The 12,529-nt window shown below is 60.3% G+C and carries 12 protein-coding genes and 2 pseudogenes; 5 read left to right on the top strand and 9 right to left on the bottom strand.

Translation table 11 applies throughout. From position 1 onward, the window contains the following. Positions 1–17 precede the first annotated feature (17 nt). A pseudogene (locus NL528_RS32355) lies at positions 18–593 on the top strand (IS3 family transposase); the annotation flags it as partial. 89 nt (positions 594–682) lie between these two features. After that, positions 683–820, top strand: a complete 138-nt coding sequence (locus tag NL528_RS32360) for a hypothetical protein (protein WP_309178433.1) — start codon at positions 683–685, stop codon at positions 818–820. Positions 821–1,778: 958 nt separating this feature from the next. Here NL528_RS32360 and NL528_RS32370 read toward each other — a convergent pair. Together NL528_RS32370 and NL528_RS32375 are read right to left on the bottom strand one after the other, a co-directional pair. Beyond that, positions 1,779–3,377: a flavin-containing monooxygenase gene (locus NL528_RS32370; protein WP_375144085.1), complete on the bottom strand. Its 1,599-nt coding sequence runs from the start codon at positions 3,375–3,377 to the stop codon at positions 1,779–1,781. A 118-nt stretch (positions 3,378–3,495) separates the two neighbouring features. Further along, on the bottom strand, positions 3,496–4,299 hold the full coding sequence (locus tag NL528_RS32375) for a glucose 1-dehydrogenase (RefSeq protein WP_309178435.1): 804 nt from the start codon (positions 4,297–4,299) through the stop codon (positions 3,496–3,498). A 502-nt stretch (positions 4,300–4,801) separates the two neighbouring features. Here NL528_RS32375 and NL528_RS32380 point away from each other — a divergent pair. From NL528_RS32380 to NL528_RS32385, 3 genes are read left to right on the top strand one after another with little or no spacing between them, the layout of a single operon-like run. Then, on the top strand, positions 4,802–5,356 hold the full coding sequence (locus NL528_RS32380; protein ID WP_375143913.1) for an SDR family NAD(P)-dependent oxidoreductase: 555 nt from the start codon (positions 4,802–4,804) through the stop codon (positions 5,354–5,356). Continuing rightward, the gene (locus NL528_RS47270; RefSeq protein WP_375143914.1) at positions 5,328–5,522 is read left to right on the top strand and encodes an SDR family oxidoreductase; all 195 of its coding nucleotides are present in this window, start codon (positions 5,328–5,330) and stop codon (positions 5,520–5,522) included. The genes NL528_RS32380 and NL528_RS47270 overlap by 29 nt, the downstream gene beginning before the upstream one ends. A 59-nt stretch (positions 5,523–5,581) precedes the next feature. Beyond that, the gene (locus NL528_RS32385; protein WP_309178436.1) at positions 5,582–6,529 is read left to right on the top strand and encodes an alpha/beta hydrolase; all 948 of its coding nucleotides are present in this window, start codon (positions 5,582–5,584) and stop codon (positions 6,527–6,529) included. Between the two features lie 318 nt (positions 6,530–6,847). Here NL528_RS32385 and NL528_RS32390 read toward each other — a convergent pair whose 3' ends face one another. The 7 genes and pseudogenes from NL528_RS32390 to NL528_RS32420 form a co-directional block, all read right to left on the bottom strand. Further along, positions 6,848–8,956 carry a methyl-accepting chemotaxis protein gene (locus tag NL528_RS32390; RefSeq protein WP_309178437.1) on the bottom strand — a complete coding sequence of 703 codons (2,109 nt, stop codon included), beginning with the start codon at positions 8,954–8,956 and terminating at the stop codon, positions 6,848–6,850. Positions 8,957–9,223: 267 nt separating this feature from the next. Further along, positions 9,224–9,402 (bottom strand): annotated as a pseudogene (locus tag NL528_RS32395) (ferredoxin--NADP(+) reductase); the annotation flags it as partial. A 269-nt stretch (positions 9,403–9,671) separates the two neighbouring features. Further along, entirely contained in the window at positions 9,672–9,956 is a 285-nt protein-coding gene (locus NL528_RS32400; RefSeq protein WP_309178438.1) for a hypothetical protein, read from the bottom strand. A 184-nt stretch (positions 9,957–10,140) separates the two neighbouring features. Next, positions 10,141–10,644, bottom strand: a complete 504-nt coding sequence (locus NL528_RS32405) for a DUF6644 family protein (protein WP_309178439.1) — start codon at positions 10,642–10,644, stop codon at positions 10,141–10,143. Beyond that, positions 10,644–11,150, bottom strand: a complete 507-nt coding sequence (locus tag NL528_RS32410) for a DUF6644 family protein (protein ID WP_309178440.1) — start codon at positions 11,148–11,150, stop codon at positions 10,644–10,646. Before NL528_RS32410 ends, NL528_RS32405 begins: the two co-directional genes overlap by 1 nt. A gap of 4 nt (positions 11,151–11,154) precedes the next feature. Beyond that, entirely contained in the window at positions 11,155–11,619 is a 465-nt protein-coding gene (locus NL528_RS32415) for a DUF6152 family protein (protein WP_309178441.1), read from the bottom strand. An 11-nt stretch (positions 11,620–11,630) separates the two neighbouring features. After that, positions 11,631–12,410, bottom strand: coding sequence for a hypothetical protein (locus NL528_RS32420; protein WP_309178442.1), 780 nt, complete (start codon positions 12,408–12,410; stop codon positions 11,631–11,633). Positions 12,411–12,529 lie beyond the last annotated feature (119 nt).

Raw genomic sequence — 12,529 nt, forward strand, 5'->3', positions numbered from 1 at the left:
TGTCTCCTGTTCACGGCGACTATCGCCGTCCGCGCACCACCAAGCCCGAACCCGGCCACAAGATCCATCCGTATCTGCTGCGTGGCCTGGAGATTACGCGTCCGAACCAGGTCTGGGCCATGGACATCACCTACATTCCGATGGCGCACGGCTTCGTCTATCTCGCCGTGGTGCTGGACTGGGCGACACGTCGTGTCCTGTCGTGGCGGTTGTCGATCACGATGGAGGCGGCCTTCTGCGTCGAGACGTTGCAAGATGCTCTCGCCTGTCACGGCAGGCCGGACATCTTCAACACCGACCAAGGCTCGCAGTTCACCGGTGCGGCCTTTACCGGCGTCCTCGCCGACAACGGCATCGCCATCAGCATGGATGGCAAAGGAGCTTGGCGAGACAACGTGTTCGTCGAGAGGCTTTGGAAAAGCGTCAAATACGAGGAGGTCTATCTGCGAGCCTACGAAACCGTCGGTGAGGCGCGAAGCTCGATTGGTCGGTATCTTGACTTTTACAACCGGCGACGACCGCATTCGAGCCTTGACGACCGCACCCCGGATCAAGCCTACTTCGATCTTCCTCCGCTCCGCGCGGCGGCCTAACCCGGCAGAGCCCCACTTATCGACGCGGAATTGTTGTTCAGACAACCGGGACCAGTTCATGCAGCGGTAATATCACCCAGGCATCGTTTATGGTTGACTATTTGTACAACAAGCACTTCGATATTTATACGGGCATCAGCTACACGACGGTCGCGGATGGTTTTGCAGTCGGGTATCTCACCAACGGCATCACCACCTTTGTGTCGGGTATAAAGGTGGCTTTCTAGGCGAAAGCAGGCATCATGTTAAAGGTCCCATCAGGCGGTCTCGTCTCCCAGAAGGCTACCTGATCAGAATGCCCCCGGGATCTTCCTTCCAAGTGCATGCTCTCTCGAGGATTGGGCCGCTTCAACGAGCGGCCCAATTTTTAGGTGGCACGACATTGGAATGATGGTGGAGAACTCGCTTTTCATCTTCTCCACCCAAACTCGTCATGACGAGTATCGTTGTGTGTGTGCCAAGGCGTTGGTGCACTTTCCGATAGTGACGGTGCAGCCGGGGATCTGATAGAGGATTGCCCGTCTATTTTGGTCTTCCCGATGCCGCACAAGCATAATGACGAACGCGGTTCACAAAATCCCGAAGCTGTCGTTCAAGGTCGAGAACTGGTCGGACTAGCGGGACTGCGTCGGCGAGGCAGCCTGACTTTATGGATCGGGACGGCCAATGGCTGGAAGCCAAGCATTGCGCGAAATCGCGGAGGAAATAAATAGCGCAAGTTGTGCCTGGCCGCCGATGCCGGCAATGGCCCGATCGTCGCGCCCCACCTACCAGACGATCGCAGCGCACGGCGACGGCATCGAAGTGATCATTCCACCGCCCTCGACGGCCATGCCCAGTGGTGGGCTGGACCCACCCTCCCAGCATGATCGCCATCTGGCGACGATCAAAGAACAGGGGCGGCTGGCTTGGCAGGTCGCCACAGACTATACGGCCAACGCTCCGTCGTCGAAACGACAATGGGTCGATACAAGGCGCTCATCGGACCTCGGCTGCGGGCACGCAGATTCGCCGCCGAGCAGACCGAGGCCGCTATCGGCGTAGCCGTCTTGAACCGGATGTTGGAGGCCGGACGCCCGAAATCCATCCGCCGCCAGCAAGCAATCGCATAAAGCCCGCTCGGGTTGGGGGGAAACTCGCTCTCGATCCATCGAGTGCACCAACGCCCTGTGCAGAGGTACTAATTTAATCCATGGCCAGCTTGCGGTATCCGTCCGCCACTACGGCTTCGCATAGCTCGCGAAAAGTGGGATGGCTACCGCCGTAGCGCAGGATCCTGCGGGTCTCCCTGCCTGGGACGTTGCGGTTTACGCCGGTTCCCCAGGAGTCGACCTCGTTGGACAGCAAGCTCTCGCCTACCGATTTGACGTGATCGGTCCATTCGGCCACTGCGGCGGGAGTGGGTTCGACGCGCGTCAGGCCACGTTCCTGCGCGTAGCCGATCAGGCGGGTCACCCAATTGACACTGTATTCGGAGGCGCGCGGAAAGTTGCCTACCCCGCTATGCGGACCCATCACCATCAGCAAGTTGGGAAAGCCATCGACCAAGAATCCAAAATAAGTCTGCGGCCCATCCTTCCACTTGTCTACCAGGGATACGCCGCCGACCCCGCGGAGGTCGATCCGATCGAAGCTGCCCGTATACGAGTCGAATCCGGTCGCGTAGACGATGATATCGAACTCATATTCCGCGCTGCGCGTCTTGATGCCGGTCGGCGTGATACGCTCGATCGGCATCTCGTTGAGATCGATGAGTTCAACGTTGGGCTGGTTGTAGACCTCGTAATAGTTCGTCTCAAGCGGTACGCGGCGGGTACCGAAGCCATGGTTTTTGGGGATCAGCATCTCGGCCACGACGGGATCCTTGACGCGTTGGCGGATCTTGCGGGCGACAAAATCCGAGACCAACGCGTTTACTTTGCGATCGACCAGGATGTCGCGGAAGTTCGCCACCCAGAATCCGTGACCGGGTTCATCGTAGAGCTTCTCCCAAAACGCCTCGCGTTCCTCGGGAGTGACCTCGGAGCTGGCGCGCGGGTCCGGGAGATGGATCATACAGCCGGCGGTCGCTTGGCAGCGCGCGTAGATCTCGGGATAGCGGGCCCGAATCCGCTCCATCTCTTCATCGCTGATCTTTTGGTTGTGCAGGGGTAGGCACCAGTTGGGGGTGCGCTGAAACACGGTCAGGTGGGCGACGGTCTTGGCCACTTCCTGAACGACCTGTACTCCGGTCGCACCAGTGCCGATCACTGCGACGCGCTTGCCCTTGAAGTCCACCGGCTCCTTAGGCCATTGATTGGTGTGATAGGACCGCCCCTTGAAGGTGTCGATACCCGCGATTGCCGGCAAGGTTGCCGCAGAGAGTATACCAATGGCCGTGATCAGGAAGCGGGCGCTGCAGCGGCTTCCATCCTCCAGCGTGATCTCCCAAGCACGTGTTCCTTCCTGATAGTACGCCGAAACGACGCGACTGTTGAACTGAATGTCGCGACGCAAGTCGAACTTGTCAGCGACATAGTTGAGATAGCGCTCCGTCTCGGGCTGCGCCGCGAAATGCTCTGCCCACTTCCACTCCTCGAGCACTTCCTTTGAAAAGAAGTAGCCGTAACTGTAGCTCTCGCTATCGAAGCGGGCGCCTGGATAGCGACTCCAGTACCAGGTGCCGCCGACATTGGAGCCGGCCTCGAACACCCTCACCTTGAGCCCTAGCTCGCGCAACTTGTAGAGCTGATACAGACCGGAAACGCCGGCGCCGATGACAACCGCATCAAAATCCACGACCATCTCTGCCCTCGGCTTGCGGGCGACCGCTTGTGACGCAGCCATGCTCTGCTCTCCTCCTCGAAGTTACGCGTTTATTAAATGGATACATCAGATGACGCACGACCGAGTCGGCGTCATCTCATCCGGCTGTCCTCCCGCCATCGATCACCAGCTCGCTGCCGGTGACGTAGCTCGAAAGGTCGGAGGCGAGATAGAGCACGCCATTGGCGATGTCCTGGGCCTGCCCGGCGCGCGCCAGCGGCACCACCGCCTTCGCCCAGAGCGAAGGCAGCGGCACCACCGCCTTCGCCCAGAGCGAAGCGTTGTGGCCGACCGCGCTGCCGGTCGGCATTTTGTCCCAGAGCGGCGTGTCGATGATCCCAGGATGGACCGAATTGACGCGGATATTGACGCCCATCGCCGCGCATTCCATTGCCGCCGCCTTCGCGAACAGGCGGACGCCGCCCTTGCTCGCGCAATAGCTGGCGAACCCGGACGAGCCGCGGAGCCCGGCGACGGAAGAGGTGATGATGATCGAGCCGCCGCCGGTCTTGGCCATGGCCGGGATGGCGAATTTCACCGACATGAAGACGCCGTCGAGATTGATCGCGGTCTGCCGCCGCCAATCGGCCAGCGACATCTCGACGATCGGCCCGCCCATGCAGACCCCGGCATTCGCCACCATGATGTCGAGCCGCCCGTAACGGCCGAGGGCCGCCTCAACGATCTCCGGCCAAGCCAACTCGTCGGTGACGTCCTGGTGACGGAAGAAGGCCTCGCCGCCCGCCGCCTCGATCCTGGCGACGACCTCAGCGCCGAGCGCATCGCCGATATCGGTGACCAGCACCTTGGCGCCCTCGCGCGCCAGTGTTTCCACCGACGCCGCGCCGATTCCCGAGGCACCGCCGGTGACGATCGCGACCTTGCCCGCGACCTGACCCATATTTCCCTCCCTCGACCGCCCCACCGGCACCCATTCTTCGTGGCTGCGCACGTTCGGCAACTCAATTCAGCCGAACAGACCACGACTTTATCGAAGGACCCAGGCGCAGGACAATCAAGGAATCCGGTCAGGAGTTTCTCGATTCAAGCAACAATTAAGCTCATGATTTGCTTGGTCATCGCAGTACTGTGCAGTACTGTCTGCAAGCATGTCTGGCGAGGCAACGCTCGCGCAATTCGTCAGCTTATCGTCAAGCTGCCCGCAACAACTAAAGGCACTCGGCTTGTGAACGCCGAGGATAATGTGCGCCTTATTCGTCACCCACTGCTGTCGGCGGAACGCTTGAAGGCGCTTCGCATGCGAAAACCGTCGATCATCCGCTCGGTTGCCTGGGTGACCAACCCATGTCGCCTGTTTCAGCGGCAATCTCGGCGCACCGTCATTCAATGTCCGGCTCATCGAGAAAGAACGACTCGATATGGATAAAGCTGGCCAAGGCGTGTTGGGCGGCAAAGTGGCTCTGGTGACAGGCGCCGCTGGGGAAATCGGAGCGGCAACGGTCGGGCTCCTGGCCGAGCGTGGCTCCCGCATCGTCGCGATTGACTGCGATTGCAGAAGGGTTGAAGCGCGCGGTCGGGGCGCTCATGGCATCCGCCGAGACGTCACCCGTGAAGACGACGTCGCCGCCTATGCGCCAAACGACGGACCGGGCAGCCTGCACATCTTCTTCAACAACGCCGGCATCGAAGGAGACGTCGCGGCGATTCCCGACTACCCGCTGGAGGCGTTTCGCCGGGTGCTCGATGTCAATGTGGTCGGTGTGTTCCTCGGCATGAAATATGTGATCCCGGTGATGACCGGGCAGGATGCCGGCAGCATCATCAACACCGCTTCGATCGCGGGCCTGATCGGCAGTTCCCATATCGTTGTTCACAGCGCCAGCAAGAATGCAGTCATCGGCCTGACCAAGAGCGCGACGCTCGAGTGCGCCAACACCCAGGTGCGCGTCGGGATTGATCGACAGCCGCATGCTGTCGTCGATCATCGATGGCCGTAACAACGGCAAGCCGGTGCCGATGGAACAAACCGTCGAGCGCATCCCGGCGCGCCGGCTCGGACTCGCAACGGCAGTCGCAGCCGTCGTCGCTTTTCTCGCTTCCGACGACGCGCGCTATGTGTCGGGATCGTCCTATCCCGTGGATGGCGGCCGCACCGCGGGCTGACGCCCCCCAATCAAACCACAAGCGATGCAACGCGCTCAAATCAAGACGGAGACATTGACATGCCAGTTACGCTCGATCCCGAAGCCGCTGCCGTGCTCCAGGCATTTCGCGAGGCCGGCCGCCCAGCCTACGAAACACTGACCCCACCGGAAGCCCGCGACTCCTATATGGCAGCCCGTGTCGTCACCAACCCCGAACCGCCGCCGATCGCGTCAGCAGAAACGCTCGCGATCCCCGGACCAGCCGGCCCCATCCCTGCCCGCCTCTACAAACCGCGGACACTGCGGCAAACCGCCGGCCTGTCGCCCTGCCTTGTGTTCTTCCACGGCGGCGGCTGGGTGATCGGCAACCTCGAGTCGCACGACGTGATGTGCAGGACGCTGGCCCATGAGGCCCAGTTGTTAGTGATCTCGGTCGATTACCGCCTGGCACCCGAACACAAGTTTCCCGCTGCAGCCGATGACGCCATCGCCGCGACCGTCTGGATCGCCAAGAATGCCACGCAACTTGGGATCGATACGGCCCAGCTATTTGTCGGCGGCGACAGCGCCGGCGGCAACCTCGCTGCCATCGTCGCCATCACCGCGCGCGAGGCCGGCCCAAAACTCGCCGGCCAGGTGCTGATCTATCCCGCCACCGACTTCGCCATGACCCATCCCTCCCATAGCGAGCCGGAGACCGACTGTCTGCTGACACACTCCGTGATCCGCTGGTTCCGCGACCACTATCTAAACAGCGCCGCGGACATCAACAATTGGCGCGCCTCGCCGGCCCGGATCAAAACCTTTGCCGGCCTGCCGCCGGCCTTTGTCCTGACTGCCGGCGCCGACCCGTTGCGCGATGAAGGCAACGAATTTGCCAAGCGTCTGAGCGAGGCCGACGTTCCGGTGACGTATCGGACTTACCCCGGTCAGTTTCACGGGTTCATCACCATGGGCAAACTGTTGCCCAAGGCACATGTCGCGATTGCCGAAATCAGCAGTTGGCTGAAGGCGCCACCGACCTGACTGAGACGCAACGCCGAGCCACCCCGGCGCCGGCCTCATCTGCAGTTTTTCATGTTGCAGACCAGCGCTTTGCATAGAAAGCTGGCTGAAAGCGCCAAGACCAGCGAGGATAGTCTCGGACTCCGGCGCGGCGGCAGGTCCAGTCGGGCCGGACGGGACGGTCGAGATCGAGTTTGCGGCCGGCGCTCGGATGCGGATCACGGGCGCGGTCGACGCGGCGACGCTGAAGGCCGCGGTCGCGGCACTGGCTGATGGGCGACCGCGATGATTCCCGTTCCCGCTAACCCGCCGTACGAACTGCGCGTCTCGCCCTTTGCGTCAGGCTGCCCGGACCGTTGTCAGGAAATTCTCGACTTCGATCTTCAGTCTTACGCTGTCGCTCGATAGCGTTTGCGCAGATGCAAGCACCTGACTTGACGCCGAACCTGTTTCGGTCGCACCGCGCTGCACGTCGGAGATACTCGAAGCCACCTGCTGGGTGCCTTGCGCCGCCTGCATGACGTTGTGGGCAATCTCCTGGGTGGCCGCCCCCTGTTCTTCAACGGCGGATGCGATGGTTGACGAGATTTCAGAGATCCGGCCGATGGTTCCGGTGATCTCCTTGATCGCGATTACGGAGTCCTGGGTCGCCGCCTGGATGCCCACGATCTGGTGACCGATCTCGCCGGTCGCCTTCGCGGTTTGCTCGGCGAGCACCTTGACCTCGGATGCGACCACCGCGAAGCCGCGCCCTGCCTCTCCGGTACGTGCCGCTTCGATAGTCGCATTCAGGGCCAGAAGGTTGGTCTGTCCGGCGATAGTGTTGATCAGCTCCACAACTGCGCCGATGCGACTCGCCGCCTGCGACAATGCATTGACGCGATCGTTGGTCCTTTGCGCCTGTTCTACCGCCGCACCGGCAATCCTGGCAGCTTCTTGCACCTGCCGACTGATCTCGGTGACCGAGGCGCTCATCTCTTCGCTGGCGGAAGCGACCGACTGAACGTTAACGGATGCCTCCTCGGAAGCGGCGGAGACCATAGTGGATAGCTCCTGCGTGCTGTCGGCGGTCTTGGTCAGCGTTTTGGCCGCGGCCTCCAGCTCGGTCGAGGACGATGACAGCGTCTCGATGATTTTCCCAACGGCGTTCTCGAACTGACTGGCCAGCGCGTGCATGTCCGCCTTACGCTGGGCAGCGGCTCTGGCCTCCGATTGCGCCCGTTCGGCGCGCAGGCGGTCCGCTTCGATCATGTTGTCCTTAAAAACTTGGACGGCGCCAGCCATCTCGCCGATCTCGTCGTAACGTCCGCCCCCGGGCACGACGGTGGACGTATCGCCGCCGGCTAGTTTGCCCATGGCGGCGGTCATCCCCTGGATCGGTGTTGCGATCGCGCGCGCCGTGAACACTGCAATCAGCGCGCTGAGGCCCAGTCCTGCCGCAAGCAATTCCCACAGAACCATTGTGAGGACCGATATGCTCGCTTCCACCTCGTGTTCCTCTTCGGAGAGCATCCTCTTCTGGTTCGTCTTGATGCCTCCTGAGCGGGTGCCGTCGGGGCCTTTAGGTCCATCCAGCAAATCCACAATCTTGAGCGCGCGCGGCGCTGCTTCCGTGACGAGAATCTCGACGGGAGCATTCCAGCCCGAGGACTCCCGGAGCACGAATATCTTTTCGTACAGCGCCGCGAATTCGCCACGTGCCCTCGTCATATTGTCGAAAGACGCCAGTTGTGAGGTGGTGAGGAGCGACTTTTGCGCGCTCACCGCGGCAAAGCCTTTTTCGAAGAGCTCCCACGGTCTGACGAATTTCTCCTTGTCTGTCTTATCACCTGACAACAGACACATGCGGAGCTGAGCTGTAGCGGCGGCGAAATTGCCGCGTGTGTCCGCCATCGCCCTGAGCAATCTCTTCCGATCTGCTGTCGCCTCCAGGCTTTCCTCCTCGTTGATCATCCTGGTGATCTCCGAAAATATCATCTCGGCGCGCGGGCTCGCTTCGGTAATCAGGAGCTTCGTCGCGGGGTATGCATCGGAGGTGAAGGCGATTACCTCGGCCTTGTCCTGGGCAGCGCGGAACTCCGCGAGCAGGACTTTGGTCTCGGCCCATTTCCGCTTGTTCTCGGGGTTCGTGAAATGCGTCGACTGCTCGTCGAAGGCGGCCACGGTGGCCGCCATCTCCTTCCACATCGCTATGCGATCGAGCTTACCTTGCGGATTTCCCGTCAACAGGTAGCCGCGGAGCGTCGCTAGAGTGGAATAGAGATTGCCAGCCAATTCCGTGCTTGCGAGCGCCGCGGGCGTACGCAGATTCACCATGCGACTGACGATCGTGGAAACTCCACCAACAGCAAAAACCGTATATCCGACCGCAAGCGCAAAGATTGCGCATACGGCAACAAAACCGGCAATTAGCCGGCCACGAATGCGTAAATTCAATTTGAAAGACATGAGTGGACTCCGCGGAGTGGACCTATTGCAGTTATTGGCAGGATCGATTTGTGTGTGACGCGCTTTGGCGCGGCAGATGGCGAGGGGGTCGATCGGATTGGGTGCCGGTCCGATCAGGTTCAGCTCAAGCACCTCGCTGGTTGAGCGAGGCGGCGAAGGACGCGCGGCAGGCCGGAAGCGGCCGCGGCGAGGCACGCTTTTATGGATTTGACCCTAGCCACGTCGTTCAGCACGAAGGAAAGGGAAAGGCCAGGTTTCGTCATGAGATATCCGTGGAATGTCGTAGATCGGCTTTTCGGGATAGAGCTCGGCGCACTGGCTGCCGACCTTGTCGAGGATGTCGATAACATGTGCCTTCATGTTGAGAAGGCCGAACTCAAAGACGGCGAACAGTCCGCAAGGGCCGGCGCTAATAATCAGCACACGGGTTTGATCGCTTCGCTCATATTGTCTCCTCATCGGTTGGACGGGCGCCCGGCGGGCAAACTGGGGCACCGTCTGTCTAGCCAACGGTGCCAGAAGCCGAGGCGGCGGCTGCGATAGGGGTATCAGAGGAGCCATCACAGGTGTCGTGTAACTCTTTCGTTTGGAGTAGATCGTCTGTCTGAGTCGAGAAGCTGTGAGATCACCGAATCTTGGCCAGTTCTAACTAACTAATCCAAGCTACGGACACGCGACGACGCGGCCAGCAGAGTTGCCTCCAAGCCATCGCAATTTATTCAAGTCCATAGTGACGGTGGCAGGCTGCGCAAATCCCGTCGAGTTGATCGCTGACCTTCGAGATGGATTTCAGGTCATGCGCTTCAGCGGCGCGGTGGGCTTTTTCCGCCGCGTCCGCCAGTTTCTTGACGTAGGAATTCCAGTCCGGATCGCGCGCCCGCTGCGGAATCATCAGCGCGTTGGTGGCCTCCGCCAGCGTTGCCGCGCCGCTGACGATTTGCTCCCAGTCATAGTCCGATTTAGGGGCAAGATCATGCTCACCCTTTTCGTCGATCACCACGCCGTTGACTTTCCAGATGATCGCCGCGGCCGGGCTAAGGACATGGTCCACGAAGGTCTTCATATCGACATGAGGTTGGAAGGGCGATATCGGGGCCGCGTCACCGGATATCGATGGCGATGAGGCCACGCACGCAATGACCAACGCGACAATGGTGGCGGGCAGGAGACGGATGTTGATCATGTTAACGAACCTGCATTGTAAATCCGATCCAGCGTCCGCAAGTGATGACTGAAATCCACAGCAAAATGGACAATCCTCCCGCCAGCCGCGCCGAAAACGGCAGCCTTGTCTCGTGCTCCCAGCGCGGCAAATCCCTGGCGCTTATGGCGTGAAAAATCGCCATGTTCAGGCCGGCCACGCAGATAAGAAAGAGCTTGGCGACGAAATAGCCGTTGTCCAGGTACTTGGTGGCGTTGGATATGAAGAGCAGGGAGCCCGAGGCAACGGCAATGGCAAACGCGCTCCAGGTGAGAGGCAAAATTGCGCTCGTGACACGGCTCACGGACCGATTGATCGAGGCGAGCCCAAGCAATCTCAGATCAACAACGAGAATGGAGCCAACCACCAGGCAGATTGCGACCACGTGCACTGATTCAATGAAGGGAAACAGCAGATCGTTCTCGCGAATATCGTCCGCCAGTCCGCTGTCCTCGAAATACGAGATAAATTTCTGAAGCTGCTGCATCATCCGGCCTGGGTGTAGGCAATCCATCGTCCGGCGAATAGAATGCCGCACCAGACCAATATCGAGAGGGTCACCGCGAACTGTCCCGCCACCCGCCACCTTCGATCCTTGTCCCACAAATTCGGCGACGAAGATATCGACCATTGCAGCGCTGCAGTCAGCATGATAGCGACCGCGAGCAGCGACATCTTGAGATAGAAAGTAGTATTGACCAGCGAACGCCGGGGCTCGCCGACGATCAGCAGGCCTCCCGTGATCAGGAGGATCAGCAGGATCGGCCAGATGGCCGGCAGGAAGCGCCGCGCGATTTCGGGCAGCGGGACGTCGCGCTGGAGCAGCCGCCGGATCCGAAGGTCGACGAGGATCGCGGAGGAAAAGACCACGGCAACGCTAAGAATGTGAATGGTCTGAAGGGTTGGAATGATCCAGACGGCGGTCTGGATTGTATGGCTGAGCGGGGTCGCCGCCAGCCATTTGCAAAATTCGTTCAGGGCGGCCTCGATCATCACGTCATTGTTCGGCGGGCGTCACGCTGTAACTCAACTCCTGGCCGCTCGGCAGCGTGACTTTCAGCAAGAACCCGCCAAGATTGCCGTCGCGAAGCGGCGCATAGCGGAAGACCGCATGATCTCCGGGCTGCAGAGAGCGCTTGGTCCAGCCCGAGCGTGTCAAAACCCCAGGGCTCGAGACTTCGAACACCCAAGTATTTGGCGGCGTACTTCGTGGAGTACTCGGCGAAGCGCTTGGCGAAGTACTTGCTGGCGTACTTGCCGGCTCGGCATTCTTGGCGTCCGGCTCGACGACGAAGGTGATGTGAGGGTTGGTCCAATTGACGGCCTTGACGGTGCCTTCCACGGATTGGGGATGGTCGAGATCGTATGCCGCACCCGAATGGTGCGCCGCGGCGATGCCGCCAAAACCCGGTATGAAGCCCAGGATCAGGCTCACCGACAGAAACACGATTTTAAACGACATGTTGACCATCCCTATTTAACTGCTCGAACGGACCCGTCCGGGTTTTGCGGGTTGAGAACGAATATGTCGTTGCCGAGCTGATCCTTGCCCGCAACAAGGTCTTCCTGAGCACATTCCCCTTCGGTGATCTCATAATGACGCTCGGGATAACGACGAAAGATTCGCGTCGTTTTCCAGGTTGCGCTCAGAACTTTCGGCGCCGTTATTTCAAGGTCGTCGTAAAGCACGTTCGGCTTGGCGAGATGCAGCCGCTCGAGGACGTGCATGTCGCCATTGTTTGGTATGCCGACTGCCTCACTGATCGCAATATAGGCCTGTGGCGTGATCGCAGTCGTGTCGACCACCAGCGTCTCGCCATCCCAATGGCCAATCGAGTGGCCATGAAGCGTCAGATCGGGGTCTTCAGGATGTGGACGTCCGTCCACGTAGATCCGTCGCATCCGGTTGCCATCGACTTCTCCTAGCATGGTGACGCGTCCGGGGGTCGTGAGAAGCTCGAACGCATTATGCGTGATCAGCATCCAGCTCGGCATGCCGTGCGGCAGACAATGACTGAGAACAAGAAAAGGCCGGCCGGCTTTTTCCTCGGCGACTAAGTGCTGGACCTGCGGGAGAATTTCCGGCTTCCAGGGCGGCACATTTTCCGCTTCCTGACGCATCTGATCTCTTATGTCCGGAATCCATACGCCGCTGAGATCGGGCGGCTCCGCCAACGCCGGGCAAACGACGAACATCTCGAGCAGCGCCACTGCGTAGCAGGCGGTTGCGAGCTTCTTCGTGATTTTGTTCACGCTGGCTAACCATTCGTTGTCGACACAGTACAGCCAAATCCACGCCAATCGCGTCCTTGCCAAGCCCTGCTGTATGTCGCTCCAGCCGAAAGAGCGATAGCGCTGCCGACAGAAGTCGT

The sequence above is a fragment of the Bradyrhizobium sp. Ash2021 genome (assembly GCF_031202265.1).
Classification (GTDB): domain Bacteria; phylum Pseudomonadota; class Alphaproteobacteria; order Rhizobiales; family Xanthobacteraceae; genus Bradyrhizobium.